This is a genomic window from Bacillus sp. JJ783 (assembly GCF_036963225.1).
GTDB lineage: Bacteria > Bacillota > Bacilli > Bacillales > Bacillaceae_G > Bacillus_A > Bacillus_A cereus_U.
This window is the reverse complement of record NZ_JBALMG010000050.1, coordinates 1-22,256: the sequence shown is the minus strand read 5'-3', so window position 1 is coordinate 22,256 and position 22,256 is coordinate 1. Positions and strand designations below refer to the sequence as shown.

Sequence of the window (22,256 nt, the reverse complement as noted above, 5' to 3'; positions counted from 1 at the left end):
TCAGCTCTTTTTTGTTAAGCCTCTAAATTTTGTTTTTGTTGCAGTTCAAACTGCTGTTCACTTCTTTTTGCCATGAATAAATAGCATAACACAGCACCAATTTCACAAAGGGCTATAACAACACCCATAGGAAGTGCTGTATTACTTCCGCCAATACCTACTAGCGGTGCAACAAGCGCTCCTGAAATGAACTGTAATAAACCTAGTAAAGCTGATGCTGTTCCTGCTGCTTGTTTTTGATTTCTCATCGCTAACGAGAAGCCAGTTGTTGATACAACCCCAACACTTGATACAACGAGAAATAGCGAGCATAAAACACCGATTAGACCTATTCCAAGTGCGATTGTAAGTAGTAACGATAGACCGCCAACAGCCGCAATAACAATACCGGAAACAAATAATGTCTTCTCATTCACTTTCCCTGCTAAGCGGCCAGTAACCTGGCTAGCAATAATAATACCGATACCGTTAATTGCAAAGAACAAACTAAACTGTTGTGGTGATGCCCCGTATATATTTTGCAACACGAACGGTGAACCAGAAATATAAGCAAACATTGCAGCTGTTACTAATCCTTGCGACAATGCATAACCCATAAATAAACGATCTTTCAGAAGCTTTCCGTATGTCGCCAGCGTTCCCGACAAACCACCTGTCTCTCTTTCTTCAGGAGGTAATGTTTCACGTAATACGAAAGTAGATGATATTAGCATGAATACACTAATTGCTCCAAGAACGATAAAAACGCCGCGCCATGATGTGAACTGTAATAATTGTCCTCCAATAATCGGTGCCAAAATAGGTGCTGCTCCGTTTACTAGCATAAGCAGTGAGAAAAACTTCGTCATTTCAGAACCCGAATACATATCACGTACCATTGCACGTGATATAACGATACCAGCAGATCCTGAAGCACCTTGTAAGAAACGTAAAAGTACTAAACTCCAAATAGATGGTGCAACAGCACAAAGTAAAGAAGAAGCAACATAAATAATAAGAGCGATAATAAGAGGTTTGCGTCTTCCGTAAATGTCACTAATTGAACCAACAAATAACTGTCCCACTGAAAGCCCAAGCAGACAAGCAGTTAATGTAAGCTGTGCAAGGGATGCACCCGTTTGTAAATCATCCGTTAACTTTGGTAAAGAAGGCAAATACATATCAATAGATAATGGCCCAATTGCCGTAAGTGTCCCTAATACAAGAATCATCCATAACCTGTTTGTCTTTACAGGTTTATATACTTCGTGATTAACTTCATTCACTTTTTCCATTCACCCTTTCATATAACTACTTAACCGTAACAATTATAGTTACAACATAAATATACGTCAAGTATACCGTATTTTCCTGTTTAATAATGTAAAAAAAGCGATAGAATCTCTATCGCTTTACTGTTTCAAATTACTATTTGTAAATTTAGATACAGATGCCATCATTTCTCCTGTGTCTAAATATGTGATTTGAATTGGATCTCCTACTTCTGTAAACATTGCATATGGGAATTTCTTCGCCGGTACCATGAATACTTTTTGCTCGTTTTCTAATAGTACGTACACAATCGTATTTTCACCTGATTTTTCTTTATACACACGTTGTACAGTACCTTCTTTTTGCGCTTCTTTCCCATTTGAAGTCGGTCTAAATGAATCACCACTTCCACTCAGCGCATTTTTATAATTCTCAAGTGCTTCTTTTTGCGTTGAACCTGTTGCAAACACTTTTGCATTAGAAGCATATATAACAGTATGAGCACGTACTAATCCCCCGTCATCAATAACCGGTACAATCCAAGAAGGTTTACCATATACGTTATAAATAACCGGCATTGTTCCATGCCATTTCTCTCTCTTAAAGGAATTATCCACTACTTCTGTAGCAGCCGAACCGTCCATAATTCCCTTCACTTCTTTTCCGTTATAGTAATACAACTTTCCTGTACGTGCATCAACTAATGAGTAACCGAGGGCAGAATCTACTCCTTCTTTCGGAGAGGTGAAATCTGTAAAGTAATACAGTTTACCATCCTTTCCGAAGATTGGCGTAACGCCTTCCTTCGTCCCCCACTCAGTCGGAATCTTCATGTCAGTTTGTGAGAATTTCGTATTCCAAAATCCGTGAATATATTTTCCGAAGTACGTATTTAACGTAGATGCTGTTTCATGATTTAATACACCATCAACGAATTTAGGTGCATTCCCTTTATCATATCGTTTCACATCACCTGTTTGTGCATCAACAACGACAACGCCTTCTACTTCAAACCCTGATCTTCCTGAAATAAACTCACCGTATGTCATTGTATAATACGGTTTTCCTTTATCATCAACTTCAAATTTTGGTTTCCCTTTAAAAACTAAATCTGGCTCTGCTTTTCGAACGACACGTTCTAATTTATTACCGAAAAACATGCTTGGTACATACTTCATTTTATATCCAAGATGTAATTTCGCTTCCGCATCAGGATTTGTACCTGACATTGTTACGTAACCTGGAATTGTTTCCGCTTTACGTGCTTTAAAAAATCCCGAAACTTCTATCGGTGCTACATACAAGGCTTCACCATTTACCATTTGTGGCGTTAATTCCCCTAGCTCAAAATAAGCTACTTTTGGAATATCACCAAATACCTTTTTCATTTTATTTTCCGCTGTTTTAGGCGGAACTGTAAACGGTTGGTCATTTTCAGTAAATGGCTCCGAAATATCTTTCTCTACCTTCACGACCGAATCATATTTCTTTTGCGAGATTACTATATCGTGCAAATAACCAAAATAGCCGTAACTTGCGAGTAAAACAAACATTAGAAGTCCTTTTAACGTACCTTCTAATTTCCCTACCTGCTCTTGTGAGAATAAAACAAGCCCAATTAAAATCGCTACTGCAACAGAATAATGAGTAAGAATAGAATCTGCTCGATCATCAATTAGCCAAAAATATTCATAGATTGCAATACCTATCCAAAATAAAACAGGAATAACTAAAATAGATGATTTCTTACCCTTTACAACTTTCTCATTTCCTCCTTTATCCACCGCGCGAATTTTATTACCGCTTCTAGTCCATGGAATCAAAAACAAAGTGAGAATAGCTAAAACTATAAATTTCATCAAAGGCAATGTCCCCTTTTCTTTTGTCTTCTCCATAAGTATAACAAATAAAGGGTAATCAGGTAAAAATGGGTATGATTATATTTTTTTGCTACTTAATACAATTCCACTCACTACATATAAAACTGAAGCAATGTAAAAAATAGTCCCTATCGTAAAGAAATCCACTAGGTAACCAGTTGCAATTATAGCTACTCCGCCACCAATTGATGTCCATACATGATATTTCCCAATTTCGTAACCAGCTTCCTTATGTGCTACCTTTCGTGCTAACGATGTCTTCTCCGTATTACGCTGCACAGCACCTAAAATACCCATTAAAATTTGGAGAATGTATACATGCCAAACTTCTGTTGCAATAGGGAAACAAATCATTAATATAGCCATGGACCATGCGTATGTAATTAATAACTTTCTATCACCTACCCTATCAGAGATTCTTCCAACTAACGGATATACTAGAGCTGAAGTTAAGGCAAATAAGCCGTACGCCCAGCCAAATTGTGAGAAACTATTTCCAACATTTCGAAGCAATAGTATATAAAAAGGAAATACCATACTACCTGCCATCATAATAATACTTTGTGAAGCCACAAATCTTCTATATGTCATTTGCTATACTCCTTATAAAATAAATTCACAAACCTTTCCTCTGGGTCTACTTCCTTCTTTTTCTGAAGGAATTCTTCTATGCGAGGATACGCTTTCTTTAGTTGCTCCTTTTCCGGATAAGAATAATACGGTAAATAATAACTTCCATTATGCTTTAAAGTAACATCAATCATCTTCTGAATGACCACTTTTGTTTTCTTTATTTCATCCTCAGAACGCCCTTGATTAATTAGAAGCACAAGCGCAAACATATCATCTTTCGCATAAGATAGCACCGCATTCTCATTCTTTTCTACATAGCGGATTGTAATGTTAAGAAGGTTTAATTCCTCTTCATTTAAAACGCTTCGCAAATCATCTATATACTCTGCAAAACCATCTATCGGTACAAAGTACTCTTGTAAAACTTCGGTCAAGTTTGGATTATCGTATTCCATAAAAGCACTATCAGATCTCATTACGTTATTTCGAGTTTCGTACTTACCATCTGTACGTTCAAAATAACTTCTTTGTATATCCCAAAATACGCCCTTTCCCCAGTCACTATAACGTGATAACCCAAGTAAGAATTTCGGCGCAGCTATAATATTTTCTTCTTTTAATTTGCTGTACTCTTTCAACTTCTGTTGATCTTCTGCTAGTACATAATCTGTCACATACATTTCTTTTAAAAATGAATTTGGGGCAACAGAAATACGTGCTAAATGCATACGTATATTCTCGTCCCTTCGCACTTTATTCTTAAAGTATGAAGAGTATTCTTTATAATCTAGTACCTTCGTATGCGTTTCATACAATTCATCGTTTGTTAACTGTAGCGTCACATCTAAAATCACACCAAACAATCCATATCCCCCAATTACATACGGAAACAAATCAGCATTTTCTTCTCTACTTACATTACGCACTGTACCATCTGCCATTAACAATCTGAACGACTCTACTGTATCAATCAATGCTTCATGACGAATATCACGCCCATGTACATTTACACTTAATGAACCACCAACAGTAAAAATATTTTGAGATTGCATCACTTGAACTGCAAGACCATATGGATTGATTTTCTTTTGAATGTCATTCCATGTGACACCGCTTTGCACCCTAATCCTCTTCTTCTCCGGATCGAATTCTAATATTTCATTATACCCTTTCATATCAAGCATCGTACCGTTCGGATAATACGTCTGCCCGCCTTGGCTATGTTGCATACCTGCAATAGAAATCTTCTCTCCAGAAACATTTGCATCTTGCACTAACTTTTTTAATGAACTTTCATCCTCAGCATTTTCAACACGTTTAATTTTCGTTGGAAGCAACTTTCCTACATCGCTCATAATAGGATGTTCTAGTTGCTCTTTGTATGTATATATAGAAGTTGCGAGCAACACTGTATACGCTACAATAACAACTGCTATCTTTCTTTTTTTCAAATGGCACTCTCCTCTTCTAACGTTCTTCCTCTTCATATTGTACCTATTTTCCTACGAAGAAGGTATTAACAAAAAAAGAGAGAGACCCTTTATTTTAGGTCCCTCCCTCATCAAGACTGTTACTTTGCTGCTGGCAGCTGTATTGGCTCAAACTTTTCGTACGATGTATATTTTGCATTCGTAATAATGTGTGCCTTATCCTCACCATTACTACTCATAATCATATCTATCTTCGCTGATTCATATTTAAAATCTTTTGTAATGATATATTCTGCATCCACTTCTTCTATCTTTGCGTTTTGTGCTTGTAGCATTTTCTTCTGCGTTTCATCCATGCTAGCTAGCATACTCTCTGTTTCTTGCCCTTTTAATATAAACTTCAGCTTATATTTATCTCCGCTTTTCTCCATCTTCATTTTATCTAAAACTACTGCTGGCACTTCTAAATTATCTATAATATCTTGAGTGGCTTTCATCCCGCCAGCATTTAATTGCTCCTCCGGTACAGATATAACTTCTCCTGTATTAGGATTTTTCACCTGACCAGCAACTTTACCATCCACAGCATACACTACAACATCTGTACCAGAAACATTCATTTCAGAACGCGAATTCTTTTTCTTTGGCTCTAATTGCATTTTAGCCTTTAGTACATCCATCTCTGTTCCTTCAGCTTTTATCCCTACATCATATGCCATCGTTACATGTTCTTCATTTTTAAAAGCCTCATTCGCTTTCTTGAAAACATCCTTCGCTGCTAATTCCTTTTCTTTTTGTACCGATTCTTTTTTCGGTTCATCCGTCTTTGTTGTTTTCTCATTACTACACCCTGCACCTAAAATAACTGCAAGGACTAAACTAGAAGTTAAAATAAGTTTTTTCATAATTCCCCCTCCTTTCCAAAAGGATATCATCTATTTTCCTTTTAAATCTATATAATTTTTAATATTTCTATTTAACTTTCTTCCTCTCCTAACAACATGTTTAAAGGAATACTAAAAACAAAGTATATTCAGAAAATAAAGTTGACAATTCTTTTTGTAAGATTTACTATTAGTACCATATTTAAAAACTAAATACACATACTCTTATCAAGAGTGGCGGAGGGACTGGCCCGATGATGCCCGGCAACCGAGCTTATAACGTATAAGCTAAGGTGCTAATTCCTGCAGAACGATTTTCGTTTTGGAAGATAAGAGAGGAACCTATTTCGTCTATTCGGCACCTCTCTTATTTTTGAGAGGTGCTTTTTATTTTGGAACGTATATTAAGGGGGAATTATAGATGAAAAAGGTATTAGTAAGTATTGTAAGTGGAGCTGTATTGTTGTTAGGCGCATGCGGTGCTAATTCTGATAAAGAGGTAAAAGCATTAGATGAGAAAAAGATTACCGTTGGTGTAACAGGTGGACCGCATGAACAAATTTTTGAAAAGGTGAAAGAAGTTGCAGCAAAAGATGGTCTCCAAATCGATGTAAAGGTATTTAATGATTATGTAGCACCAAACGTATCTTTAGATGAAAAAAGCCTCGATGTAAATAGCTACCAAACTAAATCTTATTTAGACGTATTTAAAGCTGAACGTAATATGAAATTAACTGAAGTATTTTCCACAGTAACATTCCCTATGGGTATATACTCGAAAAACTTAAAAGATGTAAAAGAATTAAAAGAGGGCGACGCAATTGCTGTCCCAAATGACCCAACAAATGAGCTGCGTGCTTTAAAGCTATTTGAAAAAGCAGGCGTTTTAAAAGTTGATCCAAAGGCTACGGAAAAAGCGACTGCAAAAGATGTAATTGAAAATCCGAAAAATTTAAAGATTGTTGAATTAGAGGCATCTCAATTACCAACGCAGCTAAGTGAAGTGAAAGCGGCTGCGATTAATACAAACTTTGCATTAGGTGCAAAATTAAGTCCAGCGAAAGATTCTATTTTCCGCGAAGGAAAAGATTCACCATATGTGAACTGGGTCGTTGTTCGTACTGAAAATAAAGATGATGAAGTTGTAAATAAATTGCAGAAAGCTTATCAATCTAAAGAAGTAAAAGATTTCATTGAGAAAAAATTCGATGGTTCTGTTTTACCGTCTTGGTAGGAGCTGACTATAATGATTGAATTAAAAAAAGTCTCCAAAGTATTTACAACAAAAAAAGGGAATGTTGAGGCCCTTAAACCAACTTCCCTTAAAGTAAAAAAGGGCGAAGTATTTGGAATCATCGGATATAGCGGCGCTGGTAAAAGTACATTAATTCGCTGTGTAAATTTATTAGAAAAACCAACGACAGGAAGTATCATTGTAAACGAACAAGATTTAACAACCTTATCGACAAAAGAACTCGCAAAAGCGAGACAAAAGATCGGCATGATTTTTCAAGGATTCAATTTACTTAAAACCGTTACCGTTTATGAAAACATCGCACTACCCTTACGTCTATCTGGTCTTCCCAAAAATGAAATTGAAAAAAGGGTAGAAAAGTATTTACGTATTGTTGATCTTTTCAATAGAAAAGATGCCTATCCAAGTGAACTTTCTGGTGGTCAAAAACAGCGTGTAGCGATCGCTCGCGCACTATCTCATGAGCCTGAAGTTTTATTAAGTGATGAAGCAACAAGCGCATTAGATCCGGAAACGACCGATTCTATTCTTGACTTATTATTAAAGATCAACGAAGAAATCGGAATTACGATTTTGCTAATTACACACGAAATGAATGTCATCCAGCGTATTTGTGACCAAGTTGCTGTAATGGAACATGGATCTGTCGTTGAAAGTGGAACAGTGAAGGACATTTTTACAAACCCACAACATGTAACAACGAAGAAATTTGTAAATAGCGCATTTACAGCTAAAATTCCAGAAGAGGTACAGAAAGAGCTACAAAGTACTGGAGAAATCGTAACACTTTCATTTATAGGAACCGCTTCAGGAGAACCCGCGTTAGCTATCGCTACAAAACGTTTCCACGTATATCCTAATATTTTATCAGGCAATATTACGCAGTTAAAACATGAGGCATATGGAAAACTGGTCGTTCATATGCAAGGTGAAAAAAGTGAAGTACACCGTTCCTTATCATTTTTACAAGAACAAGGAATTATCGTAGAAGGAGGTAGAACAGATTATGGGAAACAAGTCCTTTTTGGATGAGTGGGGTAACGTAATATGGGAAGCAACAATTCAAACATTTCAAATGACATCTATTTCACTACTTATATCTATCCTTATTGCATTACCACTCGGTGTCACACTTGTTTTAACGAGACCTGGTGGACAGCGAGAAAATAAAATTATCTATCCTATTCTTAATACAGTTATTAATATCATTCGTTCTCTTCCATTTATCATTCTATTATTCTTCATTTTACCTTTTACAAAGTTTCTAATGGGAACGTCCATTGGCGTGCAAGGTGTTATCGTACCACTTGTTGTCTTCACAGCCCCTTATATTGCACGTTTAATGGAAACAGCTTTACTAGAAGTAGATCGTGGTGTTATTGAAGCATATCAAGCAATGGGAGTTTCTACTATTAAAATCATTTGGCACGTCATGGTTAAAGAAGCCCGTCCATCCCTTGTACTCGGGTTAACAATCGCAACAATCGGCTTAATTGGCGCAACAGCAATGGCTGGCCTTGTAGGCGCTGGCGGACTTGGTGACCTAGCATATCGTTTCGGACATTTACGCTACGAACCTGAAGTAATGTATGCAACAGTCTTTATTTTAATCATTCTTGTTCAAGGATTACAGTCATTAGGGAATGGTATAGCACGAAGATTGAAGAAAGATTAAAAAGAAGGTATCTCACTGAAATGAGATACCTTCTTTTTATTTATAAATTTATCTCTTAAATCCACCTTCTGAATGAATAACTTGCCCTGTAATCCATCCGGCTTCTTCGCTCACTAAAAACTTAATAAGTCTTGCTGCATCTTTCGGTTCGCCTATTCTACCAAAAGGAAACATCGGTTTTAATCCTTGCTTTATCTCTTCTGTCATCCATCCTGTATTAGTTGGACCTGGATTAATTGCATTCACTGTTATCCCTAGATGGGCCACTTCTGCTGACAACGTACTAGTGAGCGCATCGATAGCTCCCTTCGTTGTTGCATACGCTAACTCTCCTGCCATAGGCCCTTTAAATTATCCCGAAGTAATATTAACGATTCTACCACCGGACTTCTTCTTGAATCCACGTGCAAACTCACTACTTAACAATGTAGTCCCACGAACATTTACCATGTAATGCTTATCCAACTCTTCGGCAGTCAAATTAGAGAAATCATTATTCGTAGAATACGCTGCATTATTAATTAGTATATGAGGGTACCCTAATTGTTCAGTAACTTTATTTATAAGCTGCTTTGGTGCATCATTCCGAGTTAAATCTAACTCCGTACTTGATACTTTCACACCTTTTTGTAGCAGCTCTTCTTTTAATTGTATTTGTTCATTTTGATCAACGCCCCAAGGCATCTCTTTATCATAATTCGTCCAATACGTAAAAAATATATCGTATCCTGCTTCAGCTAATTCTTTACAAATCGCTGCCCCAATACCATCTAGACGACTAACACCTGTAACAACTGCTACTTTATTTTTTAATTGATTCATTATATACTCCTCCAAATTAAAGGACGCATATTTTATATGAGAGATATAAATTTCCCGACATAGGTATCTATCCTTACAAAAGGGATGTACAAGCTAAATATGCAGTCCTTGAATGATTTACAGATAGCTAAATAAACCCTCACTTATGAGAGGAAAATTCATCTATCTCATTTCTAATCATTACAAGTTCGTACACATATCGAGTCTTTGTCCCCTCTCCATATATCTCTATTATTAGTCTACCAAAATAGATGAAATGTTACAAAAAATAAAACAATTACTCACAACCTATCTTCGTTCACATTTCCTCCATTGTGAATTTATTCACAATGGATATATAATAAACATGTAAATAGAATACTGGAGGGATTTCAATGGTTATCAATTTTTTAAGAACTGATAAACGAGCTACTTTCATATTATTATTTTTACGACTTTACATAGGATATGCATGGCTCGCTGCTGGAATAGGCAAAGTTTTTGGACAGTCTTTTGATGCAAGTGGTTTTCTAAAAGGAGCTATCGCTCAAGCATCAGGTAGTCACCCTGCAGTACAAGGTTGGTGGGCAGATTTCCTTCAACATTTTGTTCTTCCAAACGCAGACCTATTTAGCTTTTTAGTTCAATGGGGAGAAATTTTAGTAGGTCTAGGTTTGATTTTAGGTGGATTAACAAAAACAGCTGCATTTTTCGGAATCATAATGAACCTTTCATTTTTATTAAGCGGAACTGTTAGTGTAAACCCAAACCTGCTTATTTTAACTATGTTCATTTTAGTTGCAGGACAGAATGCTGGACGTATTGGATTAGATGGTTATGTTTTCCCAAAACTTTTCAAAAAAAATAACCCTGAAGCATATAAATTAAGTAAAACTGCATAAGAACAGTTCATCTTTTAAATATAAATAAGGAAAGAGCCTACATTCAGGCTCTTTTCTCATTTACACCAAAATATTTCACAGTTTGCCTTATCCGAAATATTAAACTCAATCATATATAACCGGATAAATGTGTACGACTTTATTTCAAGCACCTAAAAAGCTTAAAGACTAAAACAAGACATTATAAAACCCTAAAACCTTCCATACTTTCTCCAAGAATATAGTGTGAAAACCACATCAAATTCTGCTTCATAATAGCCACATGAATTCCTGGCTGGTCAGAACTATATGCCATTCCTTTAAATATAATTAATTCTGTATCAACTTCCATATCCCTTAATCCTTCATATAGCTCATATGCATTTAGAATTGGAATTCTTGCATCCTTTTCGCCATGCTGGATTAAGGTAGGCGTACAGGCTGATTTAATATACGTCATTGGTGATATTTTCGTATATATCTCTGGATCATTCCATGGAGTATTTCCTAAATGCATCCTAATGAAGTAAGGGATATCTGTATTCACATAATGGGTACTCCAGTTAGTAATTCCACCTCCAACTGAAATAGCTTTAAATCTATTACTAAATGTAGAACAGAAAGCTGATATATATCCCCCGTTGCTCCATCCCATAACCCCTACTCTATCTTTATCTGCAATCCCTTCTTCAACTAGTTTATCCACTCCAGATATAACATCATCGTAGTCAGCAATTCCCTGTTTTCTATAGTTTGCTTTTAAGAACTCATTACCATAACCAGAACTTCCTCTATAGTTTGGCTCTAAAACTATAAAGCCTTTTTCGATAAACTGCTCAATCGGATATTTTTCATTAAAACAGTCTGAAAATATTGGGAAGGATGCCCAAGCCGGACCACCATGGATTACTACTAATAAGGGATGTTTTTTACTTGCATCAAACTCTACTGGAGTTGATAAAACACCCTCTATTTCAAGACCATCGCTACTTTGCCATGAGATTATTTCCCTGTTACTTTTCAGTTTCCCTTTAAAAAAGCTATTTTCATCCGTTATTTTTTTATTGTCTAAATAGATTTCAAAGGTTTCATTTGTTATAGCCTTACTATAGGATATATGCTTTCCATCCCTTGTTATAGAAGCATCCATTATAAAGCCATCTACTTTGTCACTTAACATTTCCACAGTGCCATCCTCACATAGCAATCCAATAAGGTAATTCGTTTTATCCTGCCATCTAATTAAAATCCCCTTAGCTGTCCACTGTAATGGCATAACCGTACTATCAAAGTTTGTTAGAGGCTGAATTACCTCTCCAGTATTCATATCATATATCTCTAATGTGCTTTCTTGTATATGGTTTCTATAGTATTCCTTCTCTCTTATGCTTGCTGAGTAACATATTTTGCTGCCCTCAGGAGAAAAGCAAACGCTCCCGCCCAACAACTTATCTATATTCATCTTTTGTAGTTCCCCAACTTCAACATCTAATATGTATAGATCACCATTTATATGATCGTTTAGGCTTGGTGTAGCCATACATACAACCTTTGTCCCATCATTTGAAATGTCAAAGTTATGTATATAAAAATCCTTACCCTCAATTAATTGATAAACACCGCTAACCTCTCGTTCCTCTTTATCATTTTGTATCACTTTTTCTATTTCAATGTAGTATAAACAATTATTCCGTTGTTCCTTACCTACATGGTGGAAATCTCCATATAGTTCCTTACGTTTCTTTATTTCCTCACATTCTTTTGACTGCGCAACATAATAAAAACCCTTGCCAGTAGGCTCCCATTTAAAATTACTGACCCCTTCTTTCTCATCAGTAATTTGAACCACGCCATAACCATCTATCGACTTAACAAAGATCTGATTTTTCCCATTACCAACAGGGCTAAGGTATGCGATGTTCCTAGAATTTGGAGACCATAATGGGCATGTACTATCTATATTCCCATTTGTTAATGGGTAACTCTGCACCTTATCTTTTTCATATATCCATACATGATTCCTATATGTATTGTCTTTCCAGTTAGCTGTCTTCTTAACAAACGCTACTTTTTGGCCATCATCACTTATGTTTGTACCTGATAAGGTTGGTAATAAAATAATTTCTTCTATACTTAAATATGTTTTTCCCTTCATTTTCATTAATAATCCCCCTCGTAATGTCTAGTAATCTAATTTGTTCAATAAAGTAAAACTTTAATCAGTGGGGGTGGTTTCCATCACCCACTGATTATTAGCCCTTACCAATCGGGTTTTTACGGGCAGCCCGACCCCCACCTAACTTCCTCGCATTCGCCGAATTTCGGGGGAGTCTTACTGCCCGCAAATAGCGGGATAAACCTCTGTCATATGCTGAATCCTTTAGAACTGTGTTTAGCTTTCGCCACTGTAATACCCCGTCCTTTACCAACTGTTAGTCAAAAGTTTGTTGCCATAACAATTGGATCAGCTGGGTGTTTAATCCCAAGCTCTTCAGCAATAATAATCCTCTCTTCTTGTGATAATAAAGGAATTTTTTCACGAATACCTAAACGATAACGGAAAATTCAGTTAAATAAAAGCGATTCCGTTCCAAATTTGATAAAAATTCATGTTGTCTGGCGGTCTTTATACCTATTAATCTTGTTGAACACCCTAATTAGGAAACACCTTGCATTTTAAGCCAAGGCTAATAATTTCCCCCGCTGCCATTTCCTCACTATCGATTTTAGTTGTTCTTTTTCTTTTCGACACAAAAACACCCCTTTAGATAATCATATCCAAAGGGGTGACTTTCTTTCAAATCAACAATACACTAGTTACTCTACCAATTTCCTACTCAACCGTAACAGACTTAGCTAAGTTACGTGGCTTATCTACGTCACACTCGCGGTGAAGTGCTGCGTAGTATGAGATAAGTTGTAATGGAATAACTGCTACTAGCGGTGCTAGTGCTTCGTGTACAGCTGGTAATACGAAGCTGTCGCCTTCCATTTCTAAGCCTTTCATTGAGATGATACATGGGTTAGCTCCGCGTGCTACTACTTCTTTCACGTTACCACGAATTCCAAGGTTTACGTGCTCTTGTGTAGCAAGTGCGATAACTGGTGTACCGTTTTCGATTAAGGCGATTGTACCGTGTTTTAATTCTCCTCCAGCAAATCCTTCTGCTTGGATGTAAGAGATTTCTTTTAGTTTTAACGCACCTTCTAAACCTACGAAGAAGTCTACGCTACGTCCGATGAAGAAGCAGTTACGCGTTGTTGCTAAAAATTGTTTTGCTAATGCGTCCATTTCTTCTTTTTGATCACAAAGTACTACCATTGCATTTGCTACAAGTCCTAATTCGTGTGTTAAATCGAAATCAAGAACTTCACCTTTCGCTTTTGCAATGTCAGCTGCTAAGATTGAAAGTACTGCAAGCTGTGCTGTGTATGCTTTCGTCGATGCAACTGCGATTTCCGGTCCCGCATATAAAGGAAGTGTATAATCAGCTTCACGAGAAAGCGTAGAACCAGGTACATTTGTAATCGTTAATGCTTTATGACCCATTTCATTTGTTTGCACAAGTACTGCACGGCTATCAGCTGTTTCACCACTTTGTGAAATGTAAATAAAGAATGGTCTTTCTGTTAATAATGGCATGTTATAAGAGAATTCACTTGCTACGTGTACTTCAACTGGTACTTTCGCAAATTTCTCAATGAATTGCTTTCCAACAAGACCTGCATGATAACTTGTTCCGCATGCAATGATGTAAATGCGATCGCTATCTAAAATTGCGTTACGGATATCTGCATCCAGTTCAATCTCGCCATTTTCACCTTGATACTTTTGAATAATATTACGGATTACAAGTGGTTGCTCATCGATTTCTTTTAGCATGAAATGAGGATACGTTCCTTTTTCAATATCACTTGCATCTAATTCCGCTGTAAACGGTGCACGTTCAATCGTTTCACCTTGTAAGTTTTTAATTGTAATGCTTTCTTTTGTTACAATTACGATTTCTTTATCCATTAACTCGATAAATTGATCTGTAACTTGTAACATCGCCATAGCGTCGCTCGCCACAACATTAAAGTTGTCACCAACACCTACTAATAGCGGGCTTTTGTTTTTAGCAACATAAATCATGTTTGGATTTTCAGCATCAAGTAGTCCAATTGCGTAAGAACCATGTAAAAGAGATAACGTTTGACGGAACGCGTCTTCTACACTTAGTCCTGTACTTACTTGTTGTTCCATAAGCTGCACGATAATTTCTGTATCTGTTTCACTTACGAACGTTACATCTTGTAAATATTCCTTTTTCACTAACTCATAGTTTTCAATTACACCGTTATGAACTAGTGTAAAGCGTTTTGATGTACTTTGATGCGGATGCGCATTTAGTTTGCTTGGAACACCATGTGTAGCCCAGCGTGTGTGACCGATTCCCACGCTTGCTGCTACATTCTCTTCTACGACTTCGCGAAGTTTTGCGATACGGCCTTTTTCTTTGTATACAATAACACCGTTCTCTGCTTGTACTGCAATACCTGCTGAATCATATCCGCGATATTCTAGCTTTTCTAAACCTTTTAATAAAATTTCCTTTGCATCTTGCTCTCCAATAAATCCTACGATTCCACACATGTTTAGTCGCCGTTACAAATGCTTACACTGCTCTGCGAACATGTAACGACATAGTCCGATACCATTTTTATTTATACTAAAAAACGGATTACATATTGCTAGCCCTGTAAGCTTGTAACGGCTTTCACCTTCCTCTCGATTGGGTTAAAGTCCGTATATACTTATACAGCTAGTATTCATCCGTTCCTCTTCTCTCATCACACTTTCACCTTTGTCCACTAAGTCACCTTAATGTTTTAAGTAAAAGTTTGCGGTTGTGATGAACAACCGGGAGTCATCCGCCGAAATCTCGATAAACTCCACCTCGTCAACTACACTACTTGTAGTTCTGGCGCTTTTATAATTTACAATATTTCCTTTGAGAAAAAGAACAAGACCATCGTATAACAAACAATATAAATCGTCAATGAAATTTTTTTCATTGTTTATAAAACATATGAAAAAGGAGCACTTTTTGTGCTCCTTTTAAATAAAATCGGCTAATTATTCAACGCCAACTTCAGCTTTCACAACTTCTACAATACGATGTACATACCCATCACAAATTTCTTGTGTCGGTGCTTCTGCCATTACACGAATAAGTGGTTCTGTTCCAGATGGACGAACAAGAATACGACCGTCTCCGTTCATTTCTTCCTCTACAACACGAATAATTTCTTTAATTTTTTCATTTTCTAATGCTAGTTTTTTATCTGTTACACGAACGTTTACTAGTAATTGTGGGAATTTTGTCATCTCACCTGCAAGCTCAGATAATGGCTTTTTCGTCATTTTCATGATGTTTACAAGTTGAAGTGCACTTAACATTCCATCACCAGTTGTAATGTAATCAAGTAAGATAATGTGACCTGATTGTTCTCCGCCCAAGTTATATCCACCACGTTTCATTTCTTCCATTACGTAGCGATCACCAACTGCTGTTTTATCACTTGTAATACTGTTTGCTTCAAGTGCTTTGTAGAAACCTAAGTTACTCATAACTGTTGAAACAACTGTATTATGTTTTAATTGACCAGTTTCTTTCATATACTTCGCGCAAATAAACATAATTTGATCGCCATCAACGATGTTCCCTTTTTCATCTACAGCGATTAAACGGTCGCCATCACCATCAAAAGCAAGTCCGATATCAGCACCTTTTTCTTTTACTAATTCAGCTAAGACTTCTGGATGTGTAGATCCTACGCCTTCGTTAATATTCATACCGTTTGGAGAAGTTCCCATCGTTGAAATATCAGCTTCTAAGTCTGCGAATAAGTATGGAGCTAAAGAAGAAGTCGCACCGTGTGCGCAATCTAAAGCGATATGTAAACCAGAGAAATCTTCCTCTACAGTTTGTTTAATGTATTGTAAATATTTTTGTCCACCTTCAAAATAATCACTCACTTGGCCAAGGTTAGTACCTGTTGGACGTGGTAACTCGTCAACTTCTTTGTCTAATAATGCTTCAATTTCTGCTTCTTGCTCATCTGTTAATTTGAAACCATCTGAACCGAAGAACTTAATTCCGTTATCTTGTACTGGATTATGAGATGCAGAAATCATAACACCCGCTTGTGCATCTAAAGCTTTTGTTAAATAAGCCACACCTGGTGTAGAAATAACACCAAGACGCATTACTTCTGCTCCAGTTGATAATAGACCTGCTACTAAAGCTCCTTCTAACATATGTCCAGATACACGTGTATCACGACCAATAATTACTTTTGGACGATCTGTATCTTTTGTTAATACATAGCCGCCAAAACGTCCAATCTTGAATGCTAATTCAGGTGTTAATTCCTTATTTGCAACCCCGCGTACTCCGTCTGTACCAAAATATTTACCCATTATTATTCGCTCCTTTTTCGTGCTCTTTTTGATTATCTACTGTTGGTTCTTGGCTCGTTTCTTGGCCATTTTCTTTGTCTTTTTCTTTGTCTTGTTCTTTATTTTTATCTTTTTCCTGATCCTTTTCTGGATCCGGTTCAGGATTTTTTGGTTTTTCAGTTTGATTTTCTTGATTGTTTTTTGAATCTGGTGGTTCAATATTACCTTGTACTTCTTTATCCGGCTTTTCTTTCTTCACAATTGTGACTTTAGCACTTTTTTGTTTTGCTTCTATCGAAATATTACCAGGACCGCTCACTTGAATAGAAACATCCTTCGTCCCCGGAGATACATTTTGCAGATTAATCGCCGCTGTTATTTGAGCAGCTGTTATTTTATCTACTATACTTGCTTCTCCTGAAATATCAACGCTTATCTTTCCATCTTGTGGCGAAAGTAGCTGAGCAGTAACATCATTCGGAATTCCATTTTTTTGAATCGGGATACCGTCAATAGTTTTACTTTTCGTTTGTTTTACCTTTTGTACCCCTACGGAAACCTTCACTTGATTTGGTTTTGCACTTGTTACACCTTTTGGCAATAAAACAGAGGCATCGAATGTTGTAGAATCCGTCAATTGACTAAGATCTACCTCGACCCCCTCTATAGATTGTATATTATCCAAAATGTCTTTTGGACCTGCTATCGTTACTTCTTTTGGTTCAACACTAATATTTGTAACAGCTAAACCTTCTGGTAAATTCCCTTTTTTCGAATATGTTAAAGGAACTGTTTTTTCGACGTTATTTGCTGTAGCTTGTGTCGCTACATTCACCGTTACACTTATTTTAGATGGATTTGTTTTTACATTTAAACGTTTTCCTTCTTTATTGTATAATGTAACGTCTGCTGTTTTTGTAACAGTTTTATTAACGCCTTTTAAGTCGATATATGCCTTAGCCGATGAGATACTTTCTATTTCTTCTTTTGTTCCAACGACTTCAACAGTGTCGGGCTTAATACTTGATTTCTCAATAGTAGCACCTGCTGGCATCTGATCTTCATTTGATAATTTTAAATCTACATGAACATATTTTTTAGCTTTTTCGTGAAGAGTGACTTTAATTGTTGCTGGTTGAACTATCCCTTTTACATCATCTGGGAGACCATTTGCTTTTAAAGAAACTTCATAAGTTCCTTCTGGACGATCCCGCAAATCAACAGGTATATTAAATTGGCTTTTTGCTTTTGCTGTAGCAACCGCTGCTTTTGGCCCTTCTAACTTCACCTTGACTCCACCTTGTGGAATACCACTTACAATATACTTTTCTTCATCATATTTAAGGGTAATGGGATAATCAGTTAATGTTTCTTTCGATTCATTTACGAAAGGTAATATACTTGATGTTGTATTTTTTTCAGTTAAAGTTGCTGACATAAAAAGCATACACGCCAATAGTAATGAGATTCCTTTTAAAAACCAATTATTCTCCATTAACTTATCCATGACGCTTTCTCCTCCAATTCCATAAAGACGAAGAAGTCGTTTTTTCATTCCCACTAAATTCTGTTAACAACATATCCTTCAGCTGTTCTGTCTTCAAATCACGATGTAACTCACCGTTTTTCGTTAAAGAAATTTGACCCGTTTCTTCCGACACAACTACTGTAATACTATCAGTAACTTCACTAACTCCCATTGCAGCACGATGCCTTGTTCCTAACTCCTTAGAAATAAACGGACTTTCTGATAGCGGAAGATAACATGCTGCTGCTTTAATTGTACTTCCCTGCATAATTACTGCTCCATCATGAAGAGGCGTATTAGGGATAAAAATATTAATGAGTAATTCTGATGAAACATTTGCGTTCAGCGGAATACCCGTTTCCACATAGTCACCCATCCCAGTCTCTTTTGACAACGTAATTAATGCACCAATTCTACGTTTTCCCATATATTCCGTTGCTTTCGCTATCGCTGTTGCAACAATTTCAGGTTCATCGTCCTCGTGAGTTCCTACACGTGAAAACAAGCTGCCTCGTCCTAGCTGCTCAAGTGCTCTTCGTAATTCTGGCTGAAAGATAATAATAACAGCTAAGAATCCCCACGTTAATACTTGTTCCGTTAGCCAATATAGCGTATGCAATTCAAGTAAAATACTGATCATCCGGACGACAATAATAACTGTAATACCTTTTAAAAGTTGAACAGCCTTCGTGCCCCGGATTATAAGAATTAGCTTATATATAATAAACCATACAACAGCAATATCTAATGCCGTACTAAGATATTTCAAAATGGTCGTATCTTCAAAAGGCATGCTAACCCTTCCTCCTACTTACGAGCAATTCTATCCATATATTGAAATATTATTTTATGCTCTATCTGTATGTATTTCCAACAACTAGTTAATTATACCATACATGAAACAAACGACAATTACAAACGCCCCCTTAGCTTAAATTGGTAAGATGTCAAACTTTCTTATCCTACAGTGTAATATAAGTTATTATACGCCTATTTTCCAATAAAAAAAGCAACTTCACAGTTGCTTTTCTTACATTCATTTCAGTTTTTCACCGAATAAAGAACCCATTAAAGCAACCGCTGTTGTTGCTGTTCTGTTTCTCTCATCTAAAATTGTATTTACTTCAACAAATTCAGCAGATGTAACAATATCGGCTTCTGCTAACATCTCCATCGCTAAGTGGCTTTCGCGATAAGATAGACCACCAATTACAGGTGTTCCAACTCCTGGTGCGTCATGAGGATCAAGCCCATCTAAGTCTAATGATAAATGAACACCATCAGTATGAGATAAATACGCAATTGTTTCTTCCATAACAGCCGTCATACCCATACGATCAATTTCATGCATTGAGAATACTTTAATGCCTTCTTCACGAATAAAGTCTTTTTCTCCTTCATCTAATGCACGTGCACCGATAATTACAACATTCTCTTTCTTCACCTTTGGATATGCCCCATATAAGTCTACAAGTGAAGAATGCCCATATCCTAAACTTGCAGCAAGTGACATACCATGAATATTTCCAGATGGTGAAGTCTCTTCTGTATTTAAATCACCGTGTGCATCATACCAAATAACACCTAAATTTTTATAATGTTTCGCTACACCAGCTAACGTACCGATAGCAATACTATGATCGCCACCCAATACAAGCGGAAAACGACCTTCTTCTATAATATGATCAACCTTACTTGCTAATTCATTACATACAGTTGCAACTTGTGTAAGGTTTCTTAACTTTGTATTTTCAGCTATTTCTTTTTCTCTCTCTATACATATATCTCCCATATCTTTTACGTTATATCCAATTTCTTCGATTCTTTCAATTACCCCTGCATAACGGATCGCGCTTGGTCCCATATCAACCCCGCGACGCATCTGTCCTAAATCCATTGGAACTCCAATAACTGAGATTTCTTTTTTCATAGATAGTATCCCCCTTTTATGCCTTCACTAAATATTTTAAATCTTTTATATAGTCTGACTCAACTCGACATTTTTCTGCATGGATATACATTTTATTCACTTATATTTACGTTAGAATCCCAATTTTTAAACTATTCGATGTATAAAGTTAACTTAATGAACCAACTAACTTTTCTATCAGCTAATATTTTTATCAGTGCTTTTCTCCATCACCACCTAAAATTACACAAAATATCCTCAAATAACTGAACAAAAAAAACACTTCTACATTTAGAAGCGTTTTTCTGATGCTAATTTCCACACTGCTGCAATATTTTTTGCTGCCATTTCGATATTCTCTTCTGCCGCTTTATATGCTTCTTCTAATGTCATTGGACTAGCTGTAATACTAAACACTGCATCAATTCCCTTTTCATAAACAATTTCATAGTTCGGAGATACAGATCCGCCAATAGCAATTACAGGGATATGACGACATTTCGCCCGCTTCGCGACACCAATAGGAGCTTTTCCATAAGCTGTTTGTTCGTCTATTCTTCCCTCACCAGTTACAATAAGATCGGCACCCTCTATACACTTATCAAAATTTGTATAATCTAATACAATTTCAATCCCTTTTCTTAGCTGTCCCTTTAGCACTGCAACGACAGCAGCTCCCATTCCTCCAGCTGCCCCCGCACCCGGTATTTCAGATACATCAAAAGACACATATTGTTTAAGTATATTAGCATAATGTTTTAAATTCTCATCTAGCTCTTTCATCATCTCTACATTCGCACCTTTTTGTCTCGCAAATACAAAAGATGCCCCGCTCAGTCCAACTAAAGGGTTATCTACATCACATGCCGCTTCTAATTTTATACCCTCCAGGCGTGAATCAATCTTAGAAAGGTCAACAGTGGTTATCAAATGCAATGTCCCTCCAGAGGGTTCTATTACCTCACCTTTCCTATTTATAAATCTTGCGCCTAAGGCAGATAGCATACCAGCCCCACCATCATTTGTAGCACTTCCTCCAAGCCCTAAAATAATGTGTTTAGCTCCTTGATCTAATGCATGTAATATCAGTTCGCCTGTCCCTTTTGTCGTTGTAATAAGTGGGTTTCTCTTTTCAATTGGAACGTGTTGTAATCCTGATGCTGCCGCCATTTCAATAAATGCTGTCTTCTTATCCTTAGACATACCATAAAAGGCTTGCACGCTCTCTCCAAGCGGCCCTGTCACATTAAGTGATATAATTCTCCCCATTGTAGCACCAACAAGAGCTTCAACCGTTCCTTCGCCTCCATCTCCAATTGGTACTTTAACATACTCTGCTTTAGGAAAAATTGCTGCAAAGCCCCTTTCAATAGCTTCACATACCTCTATAGCTTTCAAGCTTTCTTTATATGAATCCGATGCAATGACAACTTTCATAATTACCTCCCCCTTATTCAATCCCCTTTTTTCATTTTAAACGATATATGGAAAAGTTGCCTTTTGGAATGAAATTTAAATACAAAAAAAGCTTACATCAAATGATGTAAGCTTTCCCTATTTATATGGAGCCTAGCGGGATCGAACCGCTGACCTCCTGCGTGCAAGGCAGGCGCTCTCCCAGCTGAGCTAAGGCCCCTTAGTAATTAAGCGGAAGACGGGATTCGAACCCGCGACCCCAACCTTGGCAAGGTTGTATTCTACCACTGAACTACTTCCGCGAAAATGGTGAGCCATGAAGGATTCG

Annotated in this window: 16 protein-coding genes, 2 tRNA genes, 2 pseudogenes and 1 riboswitch; of the genes and pseudogenes, 4 read left to right on the top strand and 16 right to left on the bottom strand. The window is 36.8% G+C overall.

The annotated features are described in order from the left end of the window. Nucleotides 1-14 precede the first annotated feature (14 nt). The 5 genes from V7038_RS10930 to V7038_RS10910 all read right to left on the bottom strand — a co-directional run bounded on the left by V7038_RS10930 (nt 15) and on the right by V7038_RS10910 (nt 6,039). A complete protein-coding gene (locus V7038_RS10930; protein ID WP_070127834.1) occupies nt 15-1,274 on the bottom strand; it encodes a multidrug effflux MFS transporter in 1,260 nt (419 codons plus the stop codon). 117 nt (nt 1,275-1,391) lie between these two features. Next, nucleotides 1,392-3,110 (bottom strand): DUF3981 domain-containing protein, encoded by a 1,719-nt coding sequence (locus V7038_RS10925; RefSeq protein ID WP_002113357.1) that lies wholly within the window; start codon nt 3,108-3,110, stop codon nt 1,392-1,394. A 78-nt stretch (nt 3,111-3,188) separates the two neighbouring features. Continuing rightward, nucleotides 3,189-3,722: an MFS transporter gene (locus V7038_RS10920; protein ID WP_199661698.1), complete on the bottom strand. Its 534-nt coding sequence runs from the start codon at nt 3,720-3,722 to the stop codon at nt 3,189-3,191. Beyond that, entirely contained in the window at nt 3,719-5,155 is a 1,437-nt protein-coding gene (locus tag V7038_RS10915; protein WP_199661697.1) for an FAD-binding oxidoreductase, read from the bottom strand. Before V7038_RS10915 ends, V7038_RS10920 begins: the two co-directional genes overlap by 4 nt. Before the next feature lie 119 nt (nt 5,156-5,274). Further along, complete coding sequence (locus V7038_RS10910; RefSeq protein WP_002202041.1) at nt 5,275-6,039, bottom strand: hypothetical protein; 765 nt, start codon at nt 6,037-6,039, stop codon at nt 5,275-5,277. A gap of 201 nt (nt 6,040-6,240) precedes the next feature. Then, nucleotides 6,241-6,354: riboswitch (SAM riboswitch) on the top strand. Nucleotides 6,355-6,439: 85 nt separating this feature from the next. On the opposite strand from V7038_RS10910, the gene V7038_RS10905 reads away from it, so the two are divergent. From V7038_RS10905 to V7038_RS10895, 3 genes are read left to right on the top strand one after another with little or no spacing between them, the layout of a single operon-like run. Further along, the gene (locus V7038_RS10905; RefSeq protein WP_199661696.1) at nt 6,440-7,252 is read left to right on the top strand and encodes a MetQ/NlpA family ABC transporter substrate-binding protein; all 813 of its coding nucleotides are present in this window, start codon (nt 6,440-6,442) and stop codon (nt 7,250-7,252) included. Between the two features lie 12 nt (nt 7,253-7,264). Further along, nucleotides 7,265-8,305: a methionine ABC transporter ATP-binding protein gene (locus tag V7038_RS10900; RefSeq protein ID WP_199661695.1), complete on the top strand. Its 1,041-nt coding sequence runs from the start codon at nt 7,265-7,267 to the stop codon at nt 8,303-8,305. After that, a complete protein-coding gene (locus V7038_RS10895) occupies nt 8,280-8,948 on the top strand; it encodes a methionine ABC transporter permease (protein WP_000527155.1) in 669 nt (222 codons plus the stop codon). Before V7038_RS10900 ends, V7038_RS10895 begins: the two co-directional genes overlap by 26 nt. Nucleotides 8,949-8,996: 48 nt before the next feature. Here the strand turns inward: V7038_RS10895 and V7038_RS10890 are convergent. Next, nucleotides 8,997-9,770 (bottom strand): annotated as a pseudogene (locus V7038_RS10890) (SDR family oxidoreductase). Nucleotides 9,771-10,144: 374 nt separating this feature from the next. On the opposite strand from V7038_RS10890, the gene V7038_RS10885 reads away from it, so the two are divergent. Next, entirely contained in the window at nt 10,145-10,651 is a 507-nt protein-coding gene (locus tag V7038_RS10885) for a DoxX family membrane protein (RefSeq protein ID WP_070146132.1), read from the top strand. A gap of 181 nt (nt 10,652-10,832) precedes the next feature. Here the strand turns inward: V7038_RS10885 and V7038_RS10880 are convergent, their stop codons facing one another. The 10 genes and pseudogenes from V7038_RS10880 to V7038_RS10835 form a co-directional block, all read right to left on the bottom strand. Further along, nucleotides 10,833-12,791 carry a S9 family peptidase gene (locus V7038_RS10880; protein WP_335470182.1) on the bottom strand — a complete coding sequence of 653 codons (1,959 nt, stop codon included), beginning with the start codon at nt 12,789-12,791 and terminating at the stop codon, nt 10,833-10,835. A gap of 672 nt (nt 12,792-13,463) precedes the next feature. After that, nucleotides 13,464-15,266 (bottom strand): glutamine--fructose-6-phosphate transaminase (isomerizing), encoded by a 1,803-nt coding sequence (gene glmS / locus V7038_RS10875; RefSeq protein ID WP_002202047.1) that lies wholly within the window; start codon nt 15,264-15,266, stop codon nt 13,464-13,466. 12 nt (nt 15,267-15,278) lie between these two features. Then, a pseudogene (locus tag V7038_RS10870) lies at nt 15,279-15,464 on the bottom strand (hypothetical protein). Nucleotides 15,465-15,749: 285 nt separating this feature from the next. Further along, nucleotides 15,750-17,096, bottom strand: a complete 1,347-nt coding sequence (gene glmM, locus V7038_RS10865) for a phosphoglucosamine mutase (RefSeq protein ID WP_002113341.1) — start codon at nt 17,094-17,096, stop codon at nt 15,750-15,752. Next, nucleotides 17,089-18,582, bottom strand: a complete 1,494-nt coding sequence (locus tag V7038_RS10860) for a CdaR family protein (RefSeq protein ID WP_199661711.1) — start codon at nt 18,580-18,582, stop codon at nt 17,089-17,091. Before V7038_RS10860 ends, glmM begins: the two co-directional genes overlap by 8 nt. Next, nucleotides 18,575-19,396, bottom strand: a complete 822-nt coding sequence (cdaA, locus tag V7038_RS10855; protein WP_002113339.1) for a diadenylate cyclase CdaA — start codon at nt 19,394-19,396, stop codon at nt 18,575-18,577. Before cdaA ends, V7038_RS10860 begins: the two co-directional genes overlap by 8 nt. A gap of 243 nt (nt 19,397-19,639) precedes the next feature. After that, nucleotides 19,640-20,533, bottom strand: coding sequence for an arginase (gene rocF / locus V7038_RS10850; RefSeq protein WP_002113337.1), 894 nt, complete (start codon nt 20,531-20,533; stop codon nt 19,640-19,642). A 270-nt stretch (nt 20,534-20,803) separates the two neighbouring features. Further along, a complete protein-coding gene (locus tag V7038_RS10845) occupies nt 20,804-21,949 on the bottom strand; it encodes a glycerate kinase (RefSeq protein WP_335470179.1) in 1,146 nt (381 codons plus the stop codon). Nucleotides 21,950-22,075: 126 nt separating this feature from the next. Further along, nucleotides 22,076-22,148 (bottom strand) — tRNA-Ala (locus V7038_RS10840). Nucleotides 22,149-22,158: 10 nt separating this feature from the next. Continuing rightward, nucleotides 22,159-22,230 (bottom strand) — tRNA-Gly (locus V7038_RS10835). Nucleotides 22,231-22,256 lie beyond the last annotated feature (26 nt).